The organism is Actinomadura sp. 7K534, assembly GCF_004348575.1.
Lineage (GTDB): Bacteria > Actinomycetota > Actinomycetes > Streptosporangiales > Streptosporangiaceae > Spirillospora > Spirillospora livida.
The window spans coordinates 36,179-53,589 of record NZ_SMKB01000023.1 but is presented as its reverse complement, the minus strand read 5'-3'; the positions used below and the strand labels follow the sequence as shown (position 1 = coordinate 53,589).

The following is a 17,411-nucleotide window of genomic DNA, read 5'->3' as shown; positions in this document are numbered from 1 at the left end:
GGGACGGGGCGGGAACCGGACCGAGCGCGGGATGCAGGGCGGCGCCGGTGGCGGCCAGCCCTTGCCTGAGGCGTTCCAGGTCCAGGTGGTAGTAGCTGTCGCGGCCGTCGTGGCTGCTGCGGCGCGCGGTGACGAGCCCGCCCGAGCGGAGCAGCCGCAGGTGGTAGGACACCAGGTTCTGCGGCTGGTCGACCAGGGCGACCAGCTCCCGCACGCGCAGATCGCTGCGCGCCAGCTCGCTGAGGAGCCGCCAGCGCACCTCGTGGGCCACCAGGCCGATGAACGGCGGCGGGGCCGCTTGACCGGACCGCGACATACCCGCAGGATACATCAAGAGGGTTTGATGCATCAATTGTGCGTGATGCGTCTCGAAGATGTTGGAGGGCGCTGATGACCCCGCGACGCGCGGATCCCGAGTCCGGACCGCCCGAGCCGGGCGCTCCCGATCGCCTCGTGCGCCGGCTGGGCACCGGGGACGCGGTCGTCATCGGCCTGGGCTCGATGATCGGCGCCGGGGTGTTCACCGTGTACGGCCCCGCCGCCGCGGCGGCCGGCACGGGCCTGCTGCTGGGGCTGGCGCTGGCGGCGGTCGTCGCCTACTGCAACGCGGTGGCCTCGGCGCAGCTCGCGGCGGCCTATCCGACGTCGGGCGGCACCTACGTCTACGGCCGCGAGCGGCTCGGCCACTGGTGGGGATTCGCCGCGGGGTGGGGGTTCGTGGTCGGCAAGACCGCCTCGTGCGCGGCGATGGCGCTGACCTTCGCCGCCTACGCCGTCCCCGGCCCGGAGTGGGCGCGGCGGGCGGCGGCGATCGCCGCCGTGGCGGGCCTGGCCGCGCTCAACTACCACGGCGTGACCCGGACCGCGCTCGCCACCCGCGTGCTGGTCGCCACCAGCCTGACCGCACTGGCCGCCGTGGTGATCGCGATCATCGCCGGGGGCGGCGGGGACGCGGACGGCCTCGGCGGCTGGTCCGCGCTGGGCACCGGTGGCGTCCACGGCGTCCTCCAGGCGGCCGGGCTGCTCTTCTTCGCCTTCGCCGGCTACGCGCGCATCGCCACACTGGGGGAGGAGGTGCGCGACCCCCGGCGGACCATTCCCCGCGCCATCCCCATCGCCCTGTTCCTCGCCGTGGCGGTCTACGCGGCCGTCGGCGCGGCCGTGCTGGCGGCGCTCGGCCCGGACCGGCTCGCGGGGGCGACCGCGCCGCTGACCGCCGCCGTCGAGGCCGCCGGTGCCGGTGCGCTGACCCCGGCGGTCCGCGCCGGAGCCGCGCTCGCGGCGCTCGGCGCGCTGCTGGCGCTGATCGCCGGCATTGGCCGCACCGGGCTGGCGATGGCCCGCAACCGCGACCTGCCCGGCCGGCTCGCCGCCGTCCACCCCCGCCACCGGGTGCCGCACCGCGCCGAGATCGCCGTCGCCGCCGCGGTCGGCGCGCTGGTCGCGGTCGCCGATCTGCGCGAGGTGATCGGGTTCTCCTCGTTCGGCGTGCTGGTCTACTACGCCATCGCCAACGCGGCCGCCTTCACCCAGCCGGCGAGCGACCGGCGCTGGCCGCGGGCGCTGAACGTGCTCGGCGCCGCGGGCTGCCTGACCTTGGCCGTCACCCTGCCGTGGAGTTCGGTCCTGGGCGCGACGGCCATGTTCGCCATCGGGCTCGTCGGCCGCAAGATCGTCCTGGTGCGGCGCGCCCGATCCGTGTGAACGCCCTCAGGACGGCGCTCCGTAGCGGGCGGCGATCGCGGCGGCGCGGTCGCGCAGGGCCGTGCGCAACCACTCCGGCTCCAGGGCCTCCGCGTCCGCGGCGAGCTGCCACAGCGCCCATTTGGCGTGCCGCGCGTCCTGGAAGGCCACTTCGAGCCGCAGCCACCCGTCCGCGTCGGTGTCCTCGGCCCGGACGGTCAGCGCCGTGCCCGCCAGCTCCTCCCGCCGCGCCGGATCCAGCCGCACCAGGACGACGACCTGGTCGCCGCCGGTGCGGAACCGCGTGCTGCGCTCCCGCCAGGCCCGGTCCAGATCGACCCGGTCCGGCCGCTCGGCGGGTTCGTCGAGTTCCTCGGCGGCCAGCACCCGGGACAGCCGGTAGGTGCGGTCCGCGCCGGACCGCGTGGCCAGCAGGTAGCCCTGCTCGCGCACGGTGACCAGGCCGATCGGGTCCACCGTGCGCCACTTCGGGGCCTGGCCCACGGCCGCGTAGTGGATGCGCAGCTTGTGCCCGGCGAACACCGCGCGCCGGATCTCGGCCACGACGGCGCCGGACACGTCCTCGGCACCCTGCCGGCGCGAGAGGAGGTCGGTCTCGGGGTCGATGAGCAGCCGCTCGACCGCGCCCGCGGCGGTGTCCCGGTGCCCTTCGGGCAGCGCGTCCACCACCTTGAGCATCGCCGAGGCGAGCGCCGAGCCGAGCCCGAACGCCTGCGCGCCGCGCCGCGACCCGGCGACCAGCAGGGCGAGCGCCTCGTCGTGGTTCAGCCCGGTGAGCTCGGTCTGGAACCCGGGCAGCAGCGCGAAACCGCCGTGCCGGCCCCGTTCGGCGTAGACGGGGACGCCCGCCGCGGACAGCGCCTCGATGTCGCGCAGGACGGTGCGCGTGGACACCTCCAGCTCGCGGGCCAGCGCCGCCGCCGACAGCCGCCCGTGCCGGCGCAGCAGCAGCACCAGCGAGACCAGCCGGTCGGCGCGCATGCGAGAAAGCTACCGAAATACATGACAGAGGATGTCGTGATTCGTTGGGAGGCTCATCACGCGACCGGAGCCGACGGGGCGATCGGCGCACGCACTCACCGAATGGAGCGGATGTGGCGATGGAGCGGACCGCGGTCAACCCGTGGGAGTGGTCGGCGGAGATGGGCTACAACCAGGGCGAGGTCGTCTCCGGGCACACCCGGACGCTGTACTGCGCCGGGCAGACCGCCATGAGCGACGAGGGCAGGCCCCAGCACGCCGGTGACATGGCGGCGCAGGTGGCGCTGAGCCTCGCCAACCTGGAGGCCGTGCTCGGCGAGGCCGGCATGTCCCTCGGGAACCTGGTCCGGCTCAACGTCTACACGACCGATGTCGATCTGCTCTTCCAGCACTACGGCGTCCTGGCGTCGCGGCTGGGTGCCGCGGGTGTGGCACCGCCCACCACGATGCTCGGCGTGACACGGCTGGCGCTCCCCGACCTGATGGTCGAACTGGAGGCGACCGCCGTCGCCTGACGCCCCCGCCGCCTCCGGCGACCCGCCGGAGGCGGCACGACCGCGCGGCGGCCGGTCACGCATTCGTGCGTGCGAGCCGGGCGGGGAGGTCGGTGAGCCGCTCGATGCGGAGCACCGTCCCGTCCGCCGCCGGTGACGGCCCGCCGGTGACGAAGTCGATCCCGCGATCCAGCCAGATGCCGGTGAGCCCGGCGAGGGCGGCGGCGTTCACATCGCTCTCCAGCATGTCGCCCACGTTGACGGCGTGCGCCGGGTCCGTCCCCATCGACCCGCAGGCGGCGGCGTAGGCGGCGGGCTTGGCCGCACCCAGCTCGGACGGCGTCAGGACGGCCTCGAAGAAGTCGAGCAGGCCGAAGCGGGCGAGCTTGGCGCGCTGCTGCTCGGGGTCCCCGTTGGTGAGGACGGCCAGGCGCGGCCCTCCGGGGAGCCGGGCCAGGCTTTCCAGGCAGGGCCGGACGTCGGGATAGCACCGCCAGGACTCCTCGAACACGCCGAGGTAGCGCTCGGCGATCCAGGCGTCCAGGAGGGCGGGGCTCTCCGGAACCGGCTCGCCGAGCATCGGCAGGAACGAGCGGACCCGGCGCCGGTGGTGCTCGGCGAAGGAGCACTCCCCGGCCAGGTACTCCCGCATGTGGCGGCCCTCCAGCGTCCACCACAACGCCATCAGCTCCTCCGGCGGAGCCGCCGCGCCGGGCGCCGACCGGACGATCCGCCCGATCGCCTCCCACACCGCGCTCCGATGGTCGACCAGTGTGCCGTCCAGATCGAAGAAGACCACCTCTGCCACCGGACGATCCTCTCGTGCCGCGACCCACCGGCCGGGACCGGGAGGATCTGAGTAGGAGTACTCAGGCCAGCTGAGTAGCCGGGCTCATGCATCGCGCGCCCGTCGGGAACATCGTCTGTGCATGAACCGGCAACCGCCCCGCGAGGGAGTCCGCCTGCTGCTGACGGCGGGGGCGATCGTGCTGGCGGTCATCCTGGTCGTCACCGGGCTGGCCGTCGTCGGCGGCATGATCATCGCCGTTTTCGTCTTCTCCAACACCTGGAGCAACAAGTGATCGCGCGGCTGCTTCTGCTCGTCCGCATGGCCCGTCCGCCGGTCATCGTCCTGCTGGGCCTGTTCACCGCTACCGGGATGGCGCAGACAGGCCATGGCGAGGACCGCTTCCTGCTGGCCCGGGCCCTGGTCGCGGTCTTCGGGTTCCTGGTGTTCTCGGTGGCCTGCAACGACATCGCGGACGTGCTCGTCGACCGGGTGAACCTGCCCGGCGATCCGGGACGGCCCCTGGTGACCGGCACCGCACATCGCCGCGACATGGTCCTGGCCGGCGCCACCGCCGCCGCCCTGGCCTTGGCCGCGACCCTCACTCTGCACTGGCCCGCCACTCTGGTGACGATCGCGGGCCTGGCCGTCAGCGCCGCGTATTCGCTCCGCCCGCTCCGATTGGCCGCCCGCGGCGTGGTGGCGCCGCTGGTGCTACCCGCCTGCTACGTCGCCGTGCCCTATCTGGTGGGCATCTTCGCCATCCGCGACTCGCTGCGGCCGGAGGACGTGCTGCTCCTCGCCGCACTGTACGTCGGCTTCATCGGCCGGATCCTGCTGAAGGACTTCCGGGACGTCCGCGGCGACGAGATGTTCGGCAAACGGACGTTCCTGGTCCGGCACGGCCGTGGCTGGACCTGCTCGTTCAGCGCCTTCTGCTGGACGGCCGGAACGATCCTGCTGCTGGCGGCCGTCCGGCACCCCACGATCGAGTTGATCGCGGTCAACGCCGCGTACCTGGCCGTCGCCCTCCTGCTCCTGCGCGCCCTGTCGACCGAGCGCGGCGCGCGCCGCGACGAACACCTCATAGCCGCGATCGCCATCGTCGGCCGGGGAATCGTCCTCTCCGCCCTGGCCCACCTGGCCCTGACGAACGCCGGATGGCCCGCCCCGCAGTACACCGCCGTAATGATCACGCTCTCGGCCTGCCTGCTCGGCCTGGCGGCCGCGATGGCCCGCCGAGGCCCCCTGGTCACCCACGGACGCGCGTCCGAGGCGGTCGGTGAGCGGAGGGTGGCGATGCGGAGTTAGCGCTGGAATGCAGGGGGTGCCGGGGTGGTTGGCACGGATGTGAAGAGCATCGGTTTTCTCTCGTTCGGGCACTGGAGCGACAGTGCGGGGTCGCGGACGCGGTCGGCGGCGGACGCGCTGCTGCAGTCGATCGACCTGGCCGTGGCCGCGGAGGAGCTGGGCGCCGACGGCGCGTACTTCCGGGTGCACCACTTCGCCAGGCAGCTCGCGTCGCCGTTCGCGCTGCTGTCGGCGATCGGCGCGAAGACCTCGCGCATCGAGATCGGCACCGGCGTGATCGACATGCGGTACGAGAACCCGATGTACTTCGCCGAGGACGCCGGCGCCGCCGACCTGATCTCCGGCGGACGGCTGCAGCTCGGCATCAGCCGCGGGTCGCCGGAGCAGGTCATCGACGGCTGGCGGTACTTCGGGTACGAGCCGGCCGAGGGCGAGACCGACGCCGACATGGCGCGCAGGCACACCGAGGTCCTGCTCATGGTGCTGCAGGGCAAGGGCTTCGCCAAGCCCAACCCGCGGCCGATGTTCCCCAATCCGCCCGGACTGCTGCGCGTCGAGCCGCATTCGGAGGGGCTGCGCGAGCGCATCTGGTGGGGCTCGGGCTCCAACGCGACCGGCGTGTGGGCGGCCGAGCTCGGGATGAACCTGCAGAGTTCCACGCTCAAGGACGACGAGACCGGCGAGCCGCTGCACGTCCAGCAGCGCAAGCAGATCGAGGCGTACCGGCAGGCATGGAAGGAGGCCGGTCACGAGCGCGAGCCGCGCGTGTCGGTCAGCCGCAGCATCTTCGCGCTGACCAGCGACCTGGACCGCGCCTACTTCGGCCGGAACACCGACGACGGCGACCACATCGGCATGATCGACGAGAAGACCCGGGCGATCTTCGGGCGCTCCTACGCGGCCGAGCCGGACGTGCTGGTCAAGCAGCTCGCCGAGGACGAGGCCGTCCAGGCGGCGGACACGCTGCTGCTCACCGTCCCCAACCAGCTCGGCGTGGACTACAACGCGCACGTCCTGGAGAACATCCTGACCCACGTCGCGCCCGAACTCGGCTGGCGCTGACCCGGCGCCAGAGCCGTCCGGGCGGTCAGATGGGCTGGGCGGAGCCGGTGCCCGGGGCGCGGTAGAGCAGGCGCCGGAGCATGTCGGTGATGGTGACGACGCCCAGCACCGACTCTCCCTCGGTGACCAGGGCGAGCTGGTTGCCGGTCCGGCGCATCCGGGCCAGCGCGGTGTAGACCGGGGTGTCGGCCTCGACCAGGTGGGCCGGCCTGGTCAGGTGCGCGATCCCGGAGGTCTCGGGCTCGGTGAGGGTGTCGCGGACGTGCACCACCCGCCAGGCCGTGCCGGGCCCGTGCACCAGGATGCGCAGGTGGCCGGAGGCGTGGCCGGTGGCCTGGACCTCGGCCACGGTCGCGTCCGGGGGCACGGTGGTCGGTTCGGTGCCCGGCCTGACCAGGTCCCCGATGCGCAGATTGCTCAGATCGAGGGCCTCGGACAGCTGGGCCGAGTATCCGGCGTCCAGGGCGCCGACGTTGGCCGAGTGCTCGACCAGGTGGCGCAGCGCGTCCGGGTCCTGCCCCGACTCCACCTGGTCGGCGGACTCGACGCCGACCTTGCGCAGGCACCAGTTCGCCGACTCGTTCAGCGCGCGCAGCAGCGGCCGGGTCAGCCGCATGAAGCCGCGCATCGGCAGCGCCAGCATCGTGGCCGACCGCTCCGGATGCGCGATCGCCCACGACTTGGGCGCCATCTCCCCGACCACCAGATGCAGGAACGTCACGATGACCAGCGCCAGCGCGAAGCCCGCCGCGTCGGCGAACCACCCCGGCGCGTTCCACGAGCTGATCAGGGGGGTGAGCCAGTGGTGCACGGCCGGCTTGGTGATCGCGCCCAGGGCCAGCGTGCAGATCGTGATGCCGAGCTGGGCGCCGGCGAGCAGCACCGTCAGCTCGGACGCGCTGCGCAGCGCCGCCCGAGCCGACCGGCTGGTGGGCGCGGCGTCCTCCAGCCGGTGGCGTTTGGCGGCGATGAGCGCGAACTCCACCGCGACGAAGAAGGCGCTGAGCGCGATGATGGCGACGGTGACGCCCAGGACCGCCCATGGGTTGCTCATCGGTCCGTCTCCTCCCGGCCGGCCGCGGCCCCGGTGGGCTCGGTGGTGACGTGCAGCCGGATCGACGAGGGCACGTGGTTGTCGACGTCGAGCACCGTCACGTGCACGAACCGGACGGACGGCTCGTCGCTGTGCGCGAGGTCGGCCGGGTCGGGCGGGAGTTCGATGTCCAGTTCGGCGCCGACCTCGGGAAGCGCGCCGTACTCGGCGATCACCAGGCCGGCGATGGTCTCGTAGTCGCCCTCGGGCAGCCGGTGGTCGATGGTGCGCTCGACCTCGTCGATGTGGAAGCCGCCCGGGATTATCCAGGCCGCCCCGTCGGCGAGCGCCGCGGGTTCGGCGACGTCGGCGTCGTGCTCGTCGGTGATCTCGCCGACGAGTTCCTCGGCGAGGTCCTCCAGGGTGAGGATGCCGGCGAAGCCGCCGAACTCGTCGATGACGCACGCCATCTGGGTGCGGTCGTCCGCCAGCCGGTCAAGTGCGGTCGGCAGCGCCATCAGCGTGGGCACGACGGTGGCCGGACGCATGATCGAACCGACGGGGGCCGCGGGATCGGCGGCGGTGAGTACGTCATCCAGGTGCGCGATGCCGGCCACGCGCTCCTCCTCGTCCAGGACGGGGTAGCGCGAATGCCCGGTGCTCATCGCACGCCTGACCTCGCCGATGGGCGCGGTGTCGTCCACGGTGTCGACCTGCGCTCTGGGGATCATGGCGTGCTCGACGTCCCGGCGCGGGAAGTCCAGGATGCGGTCCAGCAGGATCGACAGGTCCGCCGGCAGGTCGCCGCTGCGCCGGGAGTCGGCGACGATGTGCGCCAGGTCCCGCTCGGTCGCCGAGTGCTCCACGTCGTGCACCGGCTCGATCCGCAGCATCCGCAGCAGCAGGTTCGACGACTGGTCGAACACCCAGATGAGCCAGCCGAACACCTTCAGGTAGAGGAGCGTCGACCGCGACAGCCACCGCGCGACCGGTTCGGGTCGCGCGATGGCCAGGTTCTTGGGGAACAGCTCGCCGAACACCATCTGCACCAGGGTCGACAGCCCCAGGGCCAGCACGGTGCCCGCGGCCACGCCCACGCCCGTGGAGACGCCGGCCCCGCCGAGGATGTCGCCGAAGGCCCGGCCGACCAGCGGTTCGGCGACGTAGCCGACGAGCAGCCCGGTCACCGTGATGCCGAGCTGCGCGCCGGACAGCATGAACGAGGTGCGGCGGGTGACCCGCAGCGCACGGGCGGCGGCCCCGTCGCCGGCGCCCGCCCGCGCCTGCAGGCGGGACCGGTCCACCGCCATGTAGGCGAACTCCTGGGCGACGAAGTAGCCGGTCAGCGCGGTGATGAGCAGGATCACCGCCACGCCCAGGACGAGTGACAGCAGAGTGATCAACTGTGTCCCGCCTGCGGATCATCGACCAGGGCTGGAGCGGGATCGAAATAGTGGTTCATGGGCCTCTCTGGGGGCGGATCATCTCTCCCAACGACGAACTACCTGGTCAGGTTCCGGTTCAAACGTCCTACCTTCGGGGCCCGGCCTGTCTCACAGGAGGAAGAGGAGCATGGCGGCGACCGCCACGTCCAGGACCCCGCAGGCTTCGGCGTACGAGCGGGACACCACCCTGTCGAGCTTCAGGTGCGCGGCGTCCCAGATCCCGTGGAGGAGCCAGCCCGCCGCCACCAGGTAGCGGCCCAGGTCGGGGTCCACGGCCATGGCCACCAGCGCGATCGCCCCGAACCCGAGCATTCCCGCCGCCTGGATCCCGAAGGAGCCCCGCCTGTTCGCCGTCCCGGTGACGGCCCCCCACACCAGCAGGACCAGCGCGGCGGCGACGGCGACGGTGGTCAGGTCGACGACGTCCAGCAGTTCGATCACGAAGACGGCCGCGACCATGCCGCCGATCACGGGCCAGGACGCCTCGCGCCGGCCGATCTGGTTGAGGATCAGGTACTCCAGGGCCAGCAGGAGCACCACGGGCCCGAGCCCGGACACCGCGTCGGCCGCGTCGCCGAGGCCGCCGCCCCATACGAGCACCGCGGCCGCCAGGGCCACCGCCGTGGGCCAGCGGCGCGCCAGCTTCCACAGCGGTCCCCGGCGCTCACCCGCCACGGCGGTCATCGCGAGACCTTCGGGGACCGGTGGGAGAACTCGCCGCGGCGGCGGAGCATGACCAGGAACATGAGCGGGAGCATCAGCACGTGTTCGAGCATCATCAGGGAGTCGGTGGTGATGACGTCCAGCCAGAGGAGGGGGAACAGGACGGCGAGGGGGGCGAACATCGCCGCGCACATCTCCAGGGAGCCGGCCCAGGCGTGGCCGCGGACGCGCATCCAGATGAGCATCCCGGCCGACATGTCGAACGCCATCTCCAGGGACGCCAGTTCGGGCTGCCGCCCCATGGACAGCTCCCCTCCCGTGAGCGCCAGGACGCCCCGGACGGCAGCGCCGAAAATCAGCATTCCGGCGGCCATCGCTAGGAGCATCTCCACGTAGTGCTGTGCGAAATGCCCCCAGCCACCGTGCCTGTGTGCGCCGGCCTCGGGGGTGAGCGTGATGTCGGGCGGAGGTTGCATGACGGGTCCTCTCTCGTTGCGCGGTCGGGCTTTCCGACGTCCTCAGCCTGCGAGAAGGCGACATCCTCCAGTAGTGACGGACCGGCACCGGCGCGCATGACATCTGTCATGCGCATTCCTCACAAATGACATACGACGCGAATGGTGCGCTGCTGGAACAATGGCGGCGTGACTGACCGGGTGCACGAGGGCGGGACGGGCCTCGCGGGTTTCCGCCGCTACACCTGGTGGGCGGTCCCGGGGACCAACGTGGCCCTCCTCGTCTTGTTCACCGGCGAGTGGATCCTGGACGGCGACGTGCTGATCCAGCCGCGGGTCCTCAGCGCCGCCGCGCTGGTCGTCGAGGTGGCCGCGGTCGTGGTGCTCCTCAACGGCCGCATGTCGGCCGGCGGGCGCCCGTCCCGTCCCCGCCCGCCGGCGGGGTGGCCGGCCGCGGGGATGCTTGCCGCGCTCGTCCTCGCCGCCTGCCCGCTGGCGCTGCGCAACTACGGGCTGTGGCCCGTCGCGCCGGCGATCATGGCGGCGGTCGCGGCCGCCTACCTGGACGGACGCCCCCGGCGGTGGCTGATCACCGGCGCGGTGGCCCTCGCGGCGCTGCCGGGCGGCGCCGTCAGCCTCGCGACCGGGGACGGCCAGTTGGTGTACGCCGCGCTGTTCCCGCCCGGGATCACGGCCTTCGTCGTCTGGGCGATACTCGGACCCCTCTGGGCCTGGGACATCACCGGACGGCTGGACGAGGCGCGCCGGCTGTCGGCGGAGCTGGCCGTCAAGGACGAGCGGCTGCGGTTCGCCGCCGACCTGCACGACATCCAGGGCCACCACCTCCAGGTCATCGCCCTGAAGAGCGAACTGGCCGCCCGGCTCGCCGAAGCCGACCCGGAACGCGCCACGGCCGAGATGAGGGAGGTGCAGCGGCTGGCGACCGACGCCCTCCGCGACACGCGCGCGGTCGTGCGGGGCTACCGCCGCACCAGCCTGGACGACGAGATCGCCAACGCCACCCGCGTCCTGGCCTCGGCGGGCATCGACGCCCGCACGACCGCGGACGCCGCCGCCGTCACCGACACTGCCCGCCACCTGCTCGGACTGGTGATGCGGGAGGCCACCACCAACCTCCTCCGCCACAGCCGGGCACGCCGCGCGACGATCGAGTACCGCGTGACCGACGGTGTCGCGCGGCTCCGGGTGAGCAACGACGGCGTCTTCGACACCGCCGGTGACGCCGCGTCCGGCACCGGCCTGCGCTCCCTCGCCGAACGGCTGGTCTCCGCCGGCGGCGACCTCATCTGGACCCTCGACGGCGGCCGGTTCGAGGTCACGGCGTCGCTGCCCGCCGACGGGTCCGACCAGGTGGGGGCGGCCGCGCCCCTGGAGGAGCACCGATGATCCGCCTGCTGATCGCCGACGACGAGGAGATGCTCCGGAGCGCCCTGGCGGCCCTGCTCGCGCTCGAAGAGGACCTCGTCGTCGTCGCCGAGGCGGCCACGTCCACCGACGCGGTCCGCCTGGCCCGCGAGCACCGCCCGGACATCGCCGTCCTGGACCTGGAGATGCCGCCCACCGACGGGCTCCGCGCCGCCGAGGAGATCGTTGCCGGGTCGCCGACGCAGATCGTCCTGGTCACCCGGCACGCGCGTCCCGCGGTGCTGCGCCGGGCCCTCGCCGCCGGGGTGCGCGGCTTCGTCCCCAAGACGACCCCCGCCGCCCGCCTCGCCGAGATCATCCGCGACATCGCCGGCGGCCGCCGCTACGTCGACCCCGACATCGCCGCCTCCGCGCTCACCGAGGACGAGTGCCCCCTCACCGACCGCGAGCTGGAGGTCCTCCGCGCGGCCCGCACCGGCGCCTCCGTCAACGAGATCGCCGCCCAGGTCCACCTGGCGCCGGGCACGGTCCGCAACTACCTGTCCGCCGCCATGACCAAGCTCGACGCCTCCACCCGCCACGCCGCCGCCCACCACGCCTGGCAGCAGGGCTGGATCTGACCTCCGCGAGGGCGTGACCGCCGGCGGCGCCGCGGCGAAATGCAACCATGGGTTGCGAATCTGGTCGCCGCACGGCTAGATTGATATGCAACCAAAGGTTGCAGGAGGAGTCATGGAGTTCGGGACGATCCAGCGCGAGATCTATGTCGAGGCGGCGCCCGAAGTCGTGTTCGAGGTGGTCAGCAGCCCCGAGCACGTCAGGGAGTGGTGGCCGGACGACGCCCGGTACGAGGCGGTGCCCGGAGGCGCGGGAGAGATCGTCTTCGGCGAGCGCGACGCCGGCGGAACGGTAGTGGGGTTCACCGTCGTCGACGCACGGCCGCCGCGGACGTTCTCGTTCCGCTGGACGCACCCGGTCGGCGAGACCGCGGTGGAGGGCAACTCGCTGCTCGTCACGTTCGAGCTGACCCCGTCCGGCGGCGGCACGCTGCTGAAGATGACCGAGAGCGGCTTCCGCGAGATGGGCTGGGAGGCCGCGGTCCTCGAAGAGCAGTACAAGGAGCACATCAGCGGGTGGGACTTCTACCTCCCGCGGCTGGCGCCCTACGCCGAGACGCTGGCGGCCGGGTCGTGAACGCTCCGGCGGCCGAGCAGGTCGACGACGATCTGTGGTCCGCGATCGGTGATCCGACCCGGCGCCGGATGCTCGACCTCCTGCTCAGCGAGGGCGAGGGGACCGCGACGACGCTGAGCCGGCGGCTGCCGGTCACGCGCCAGGCGGTGGCCAAGCACCTCGTCGTCCTGGACCGCGCCGGCCTGGTGCGGGGCAGGCCGGCGGGGCGCGAGAAGCGGTACCAGGTGGACGACGCGCAGCTCGCCCGAGCGGTGGCCCAGCTCTCGTCGGTCGGCGCGGCGTGGGACGCCCGCCTGCAGCGGATCAAGCGGATCGCCGAGACGGTCCAGCGCACTCGGCAGGACCCGAAGCAGACACAGGACCAACAGGACTAAGGAGACGGGCAGATGGTGGACATCCTGCACAGGATCGGTATCGAGGGCGCCACGCCGGACGAGGTGTACCGGGCGCTGACGACCGTCGAGGGCCTCGCGGGCTGGTGGACGGACGACACCCGGGGCAGCGGCGGCGCGGGCGGCAGGCTGGAGTTCCGGTTCCCCCCGATCGGCGGCTTCGACATGGAGGTCGTCGAAGCGACGCCCGCCGAGCGGGTGGTGTGGCGCGTCGCCGACGGCCCCGACGAATGGACGGGGACGACGATCGACTGGGAGCTGCGCCAGAGCGGTGACTACACGATCGTGCTGTTCAAGCACCAGGGGTGGGAAGAGCCGGTGGAGTTCATGCACCACTGCAGCACCAAGTGGGCCTCATACCTGATGAGCCTGAAGTCCCTCGTGGAGACCGGCAAGGGTGCGCCGGCACCGCGAGACGTGCAGATCAGCGACTGGCACTGAGGGGCGGTTCGGGCGGCGGCCCCGATGGACGGCCGCCGCCCGATCGCCGCACCGGACGCGACCGGCGCTCAGCGGCCCTGGCTCGGGGACGGGCAGACGTCGCGGTAGCCGATGCCGGGCGCGACGTACTGGGCCCATTCGGCGCGGGTGAGCGAGCGTCCGGCGATGGAGCAGGCGATCGCCGCGGGGTCGGCCGGCCTGGCGATGTTCCACCGCCGCACGGTCGCCTCGTCGTCGCTGGTGGTCAGGGTCGTCGTAGCCGCGTTGAAGACCAGGGAGCGCACCGCCCCGGTGTGGCCCGCGAGGGGCGCGCCGATCCGGCTCTGGTCGGTGACGTTCCAGAGGTTGACGAGATGGTCGTCACCGCCCGTGGCCAGCGTCGTCCCATCGCGGCTGAAGGCCAGCGCCGTCACCGGGCCGGAGTGCCCGGTGATCGGTGCGCCGATCTGGCGCCGGTCGCGGACGTCCCAGAGCACAACCGAGTTGCCGGTGGCCACGGCGAGGGTGCGGTCGTCGGGGCCGAAGGCGAGCACGCCGGCCTGGCCGCTGATCCCGCCGATCGGCGGGGTGAGCTCCCTGCGGTCGGAGACGTTCCAGAGCCGGACCGTCCGGCCGATCCCGGCGGCCAGGGTGCCGCCGTCGGGGCTGAAGGCGAGCGCCGAGACCTCCGTGCCCGAGGAGAAGAGCGGACGCTCGGTGAGCAGCGTGCGCGTGCGAAGGTCCCACAGCTGCACCTTGCCGTCGACGGACGTGTCGGTCCCCTCGCCCCGCGCGCCTCCGCCGGTGGCCAGGACGCGCCCGTCCGGGCTGACGGCCATCGCGCTGATGCGGCCTTCCGGGCCGCCCTCCAGGCCGAACACGCGGCGAGCCGCGGGATCCCAGACCCTGAGCTCGCCGTACACGTTGCCGGTGGCGAAAACCCGTCCGTCCGGGGTCACCACTATCGAATCGGGAGGGGAGGTCAGCGCGGTGGGCGCCGTGGGCGCCGGCAGGCGCATGGCCCGCCCTGTCTCCCGCCCGCCGGCGACGTCCCACGTCCGGAGGGCGAGAGGCCCGTCGGACATGGCGTTGTCGGTGACGAGGGTCCGTCCGTCCGCGCTGAGGCCATGGACGACGTCCTCTTCGGCGCGTCCGACGCGGAGGGGCCGGTGATCGGGCTGGTGAACACCGACGTCCCAGAGCCGCACCGCTTCCGTGGAACCGTCCTCCCCCAGGGAGACCACGGTGTTCTCACCGGCGAACGCGGCGACGCTGAGCGGTCCGCCGACGTCCGCGCCGATCGAACCGACGTGCGTGCCGCCCACCTCCCACAGTTGCGTGCCGATTGCCACGACCCGCCCGTCGGGACTGAACGGGCCCACTTCGCTTGAGAGGGACGAGGTGATGGCGCCGCCCCGCTGCCGGCCGGTCCGCGCGTCCCACAGCCGGACGCTCTGGCGATCACCTGATGGCAGGTGCTCCTCCGTGACGACGGTCCGCCCGCCGGGGCCGACCGCCACCACCGTGCCCCGCACGGGGAAGCGTGCTGTGCGCCGCCCCGTGGTGAGGTCCCACAGTTCCGCGTGGGACGGGCCGTCACCCGTCTCCTCGCCGATGGCCACGGTCGTGGCGCGGGCGTCGATCACCACGTAGAAGTCGGAGTTCCCGCTCCGCGAGTGGGCCACCGCGGGACCGCTCCGCCGCCGGGTCCGTACGTCCCACAGCGCGACCTCCGCACCGTTGTCGACGGCCACGCTCCTCCCATCGGAGGAGAAGACCACCGAACCGGGCCGGCCCGACACGGGCAGGTCGCCCAGCGGCCGGCGGGTGCGCACGTCCCAGAGCCGCACCGCCCGGTTCAGCACGGTCTCGCCGTCGTCGTCGACCTCGGTCCCGGCGGCGGCCAGCGTCCGGCCGTCCGGGCTCAGCGCCACCGACATGGCCACGGAGGGCCTGGTGGGCCGGAACAAACGAAAGAAGTCGCCGATCTGCCGCTGCTTCCGCACATCCCACAACGCGATGGTGTGGTCGTCGTTGCGGATGGCGAGCAGCCGTCCGGCGCGGTCGGCCGTGACCGAGACGGGCGTGCCCCGGTAGTCGCGCAGGACGCCGCGGGCCGGGTTGGCGGCGATGCTCAGCAGCGCGGCGCGGCTCTCGGGGGTCTCCCGGATGCCGTGGGCGGCGACGGCCAGCAGGGCCGCCTTGTCCGGGGCGGTGCCGCCGAACTGCCGGCTCTGCGCGGCCAGCTGGCGGGAGGCCGCGATGTCGCGCTGGTCGGCGCTGGTCCGCTGCGCCCGGATCGCCCACCCGGTGGCCGTCAGGGACACCACCGTGGTCACCGCGAGCACGGCGGCGGCGGCGCGGACGCGGCGGCTTCGTGCGGTCCGGGCGCGGGTACTCGCGTCCAGCAGCCCCCGCTCCAGCCGGTTGAGGGACGGGCGGCGGCCGGCGAGGGTCGCCCAGCGGACCGCCTCGTCCAGGTGCGCGCCGGTCAGCACGTCGCCGCGGCGCCGCCCGTGGCCGTCCCAGGTGCGCGCGGCCTGGCGGACGCGGTGGTGCACCCCCAGCCCCTCGCGCTCGTCCTCGACCCAGCGCCGCAGCCGCGGCCAGGCCCGCAGCACCGCCGGGCGCGCCAGGACGATCTGCTCGTCCGGCCGCTCACCGGCCACGGCGAGCAGTGGCCGGAAGGCGTGCACCACCCGCTCCAGCGACCGCGCCTCATCGGGGTCGTCCCGGTCCGCCAGCTCCGCGGCCGGCACCGGGCGGGTGGCCAGGCTCCCGTCCTCGCCGGGCACCACGCAGCGCAGGAACACCTCCGGGACCAGGCTCTGCTCGTGCGGCGGCAGACCGCGGTAGGCGTCCTCGGCGACCTTGCCCAGCGCCGGGTCGCCCGGCTCCCAGCGGGACCGCAGCCCCGCCTGCGCGGCTCCGGCGGCGACGAGGTCCTGCACGTCGCCGGCGCCCTCCCGCGGGTCCCGGGTGAGCGCGGCCAGGATCGCCCGCGCGGACGGGCGGGCCAGCGGGTCCTTGGCCAGCGCCGCCGCCACCAGCGGGCGCAGCGCGTCCGGCAGCGCCGTCAGGTCCGGGTCGTGGGTGCGGACCGCATGGGCGATCTCGGGCAGCGCCCAGCCCTCGAACGCGTGCTCGCCGGTGGCCGCGAACACCATGATTGCGCCCCAGGCGAACACGTCCGCCTCGGCCCCGGCGGGCTGCCCCGCGTACACCTCCGGCGCCGTGTACCGCAGCGTCCCGGCGAACCCGCCCTCGGTGGCCGAGTGCGTGTCCAGCACCCGCGCGATCCCGAAGTCGATCAGGCGGGGGCCGTCGGGGCCCAGCATCACGTTGCCGGGCTTGAGGTCGCGGTGCACGACTCTCGCCTGGTGGATCGCGGCCAGCGCGGTGACGACGCCGATCCCGAGCCGGTGCAGATCGTCCCCGGCGAACCGGCGCCCCGGCCGGTCGCCCGTGCCGTTGACGGTGTCCTGCAGGCTCAGCCCGTCGATGTACTCGCTGACGATGTAGGGCCGCGGCGGCTCCAGGCGCACCTGCAGGATCCGGGCGGTGCAGAACGAGGCGACCCGCTGCGCGGCACGCGCCTCGGCCGCCATCCGCTCCAGTTCCCGGGGTGACTCCTGCGCCCCGTGGAGCACCTTGACCGCCACCCGGCTCCCGTCCGGCCCGTACGCGTCGTACACCACGCCTTGGCCGCCGGCGCCCAGCCGCCCCGCCGGCCAGAACTCACCGATCTGCTGAGGATCTCCCGGCTCCAGCCGATCCGGCATTCCCGCCCCCGTTCACTTCCGGCTCGTGATCAACTCGCGGACGTCTACTGGGACGGTACAAAACGGCGCCTGGTTCGGAACAGTATTCAGCAGTGGCGGATCGGAAAACGAAATCCCCCGCCAGGCTGTTTGCTTATGTGGCCCCTACACCGTAAATGATATTTATGTCCCTGACTTTCGGTGGTCGGTGTTTCCGGACTCCGTGAAGTCACGGCACGGGCAGGCGAACACCGTGGGCTCCCCGCACGTCTACGGACATGAGGCATGACCACTCACGAGTAGGAGAACCGAATGCAGATCTC

Annotated in this window: 18 protein-coding genes; 10 read left to right on the top strand and 8 right to left on the bottom strand. The window is 73.1% G+C overall.

Going from position 1 to position 17,411, the window contains the following annotated elements; all coding sequences use genetic code 11:
- Positions 1-316, bottom strand: a 316-nt coding sequence (locus E1266_RS07705) for a metalloregulator ArsR/SmtB family transcription factor (protein WP_132045231.1), incomplete at its 3' end; no start/stop codon positions are given.
- Between the two features lie 74 nt (positions 317-390).
- Here E1266_RS07705 and E1266_RS07700 point away from each other — a divergent pair.
- Complete coding sequence (locus tag E1266_RS07700; protein WP_132045229.1) at positions 391-1,704, top strand: APC family permease; 1,314 nt, start codon at positions 391-393, stop codon at positions 1,702-1,704.
- A gap of 6 nt (positions 1,705-1,710) precedes the next feature.
- Here the strand turns inward: E1266_RS07700 and E1266_RS07695 are convergent, their stop codons facing one another.
- Entirely contained in the window at positions 1,711-2,685 is a 975-nt protein-coding gene (locus tag E1266_RS07695; RefSeq protein WP_132045227.1) for a WYL domain-containing protein, read from the bottom strand.
- Positions 2,686-2,804: 119 nt separating this feature from the next.
- Here E1266_RS07695 and E1266_RS07690 point away from each other — a divergent pair, with 119 nt between their 5' ends.
- Entirely contained in the window at positions 2,805-3,200 is a 396-nt protein-coding gene (locus tag E1266_RS07690; RefSeq protein WP_132045239.1) for a RidA family protein, read from the top strand.
- Positions 3,201-3,255: 55 nt separating this feature from the next.
- On the opposite strand, the gene E1266_RS07685 is transcribed toward E1266_RS07690, so the two are convergent.
- Positions 3,256-3,987, bottom strand: a complete 732-nt coding sequence (locus tag E1266_RS07685; protein ID WP_132045225.1) for an HAD-IA family hydrolase — start codon at positions 3,985-3,987, stop codon at positions 3,256-3,258.
- A gap of 121 nt (positions 3,988-4,108) precedes the next feature.
- Here E1266_RS07685 and E1266_RS37825 point away from each other — a divergent pair, with 121 nt between their 5' ends.
- From E1266_RS37825 to E1266_RS07675, 3 genes are read left to right on the top strand one after another with little or no spacing between them, the layout of a single operon-like run.
- A complete protein-coding gene (locus E1266_RS37825; RefSeq protein ID WP_165965973.1) occupies positions 4,109-4,261 on the top strand; it encodes a hypothetical protein in 153 nt (50 codons plus the stop codon).
- Positions 4,258-5,277: a UbiA family prenyltransferase gene (locus E1266_RS07680; RefSeq protein WP_132045223.1), complete on the top strand. Its 1,020-nt coding sequence runs from the start codon at positions 4,258-4,260 to the stop codon at positions 5,275-5,277. Before E1266_RS37825 ends, E1266_RS07680 begins: the two co-directional genes overlap by 4 nt.
- Before the next feature lie 39 nt (positions 5,278-5,316).
- The gene (locus E1266_RS07675) at positions 5,317-6,339 is read left to right on the top strand and encodes an LLM class flavin-dependent oxidoreductase (RefSeq protein ID WP_132045237.1); all 1,023 of its coding nucleotides are present in this window, start codon (positions 5,317-5,319) and stop codon (positions 6,337-6,339) included.
- A gap of 25 nt (positions 6,340-6,364) precedes the next feature.
- Here the strand turns inward: E1266_RS07675 and E1266_RS07670 are convergent, their stop codons facing one another.
- The 4 genes from E1266_RS07670 to E1266_RS07655 all read right to left on the bottom strand — a co-directional run bounded on the left by E1266_RS07670 (position 6,365) and on the right by E1266_RS07655 (position 9,956).
- Positions 6,365-7,393: a hemolysin family protein gene (locus E1266_RS07670; RefSeq protein WP_132045221.1), complete on the bottom strand. Its 1,029-nt coding sequence runs from the start codon at positions 7,391-7,393 to the stop codon at positions 6,365-6,367.
- Positions 7,390-8,775 (bottom strand): hemolysin family protein, encoded by a 1,386-nt coding sequence (locus tag E1266_RS07665; protein WP_132045219.1) that lies wholly within the window; start codon positions 8,773-8,775, stop codon positions 7,390-7,392. Before E1266_RS07665 ends, E1266_RS07670 begins: the two co-directional genes overlap by 4 nt.
- 150 nt (positions 8,776-8,925) lie before the next feature.
- Positions 8,926-9,501: a hypothetical protein gene (locus E1266_RS07660; protein ID WP_132045217.1), complete on the bottom strand. Its 576-nt coding sequence runs from the start codon at positions 9,499-9,501 to the stop codon at positions 8,926-8,928.
- A complete protein-coding gene (locus E1266_RS07655) occupies positions 9,498-9,956 on the bottom strand; it encodes a hypothetical protein (protein WP_132045215.1) in 459 nt (152 codons plus the stop codon). The genes E1266_RS07660 and E1266_RS07655 overlap by 4 nt, the downstream gene beginning before the upstream one ends.
- 168 nt (positions 9,957-10,124) lie before the next feature.
- On the opposite strand from E1266_RS07655, the gene E1266_RS07650 reads away from it, so the two are divergent.
- The 5 genes from E1266_RS07650 (at position 10,125) to E1266_RS07630 (ending at position 13,348) form a co-directional block, all read left to right on the top strand.
- Positions 10,125-11,342 (top strand): histidine kinase, encoded by a 1,218-nt coding sequence (locus tag E1266_RS07650; RefSeq protein WP_132045213.1) that lies wholly within the window; start codon positions 10,125-10,127, stop codon positions 11,340-11,342.
- The gene (locus tag E1266_RS07645; protein ID WP_132045211.1) at positions 11,339-11,941 is read left to right on the top strand and encodes a response regulator transcription factor; all 603 of its coding nucleotides are present in this window, start codon (positions 11,339-11,341) and stop codon (positions 11,939-11,941) included. The genes E1266_RS07650 and E1266_RS07645 overlap by 4 nt, the downstream gene beginning before the upstream one ends.
- 112 nt (positions 11,942-12,053) lie before the next feature.
- Entirely contained in the window at positions 12,054-12,515 is a 462-nt protein-coding gene (locus E1266_RS07640) for an SRPBCC family protein (protein WP_132045209.1), read from the top strand.
- Complete coding sequence (locus tag E1266_RS07635; RefSeq protein ID WP_132045207.1) at positions 12,512-12,889, top strand: metalloregulator ArsR/SmtB family transcription factor; 378 nt, start codon at positions 12,512-12,514, stop codon at positions 12,887-12,889. Before E1266_RS07640 ends, E1266_RS07635 begins: the two co-directional genes overlap by 4 nt.
- A gap of 12 nt (positions 12,890-12,901) precedes the next feature.
- Positions 12,902-13,348 (top strand): SRPBCC domain-containing protein, encoded by a 447-nt coding sequence (locus E1266_RS07630; protein WP_132045205.1) that lies wholly within the window; start codon positions 12,902-12,904, stop codon positions 13,346-13,348.
- A 68-nt stretch (positions 13,349-13,416) separates the two neighbouring features.
- Here the strand turns inward: E1266_RS07630 and E1266_RS07625 are convergent, their stop codons facing one another.
- The gene (locus tag E1266_RS07625) at positions 13,417-17,109 is read right to left on the bottom strand and encodes a WD40 repeat domain-containing serine/threonine-protein kinase (RefSeq protein ID WP_132045203.1); all 3,693 of its coding nucleotides are present in this window, start codon (positions 17,107-17,109) and stop codon (positions 13,417-13,419) included.
- Positions 17,110-17,411: the final 302 nt, after the last annotated feature.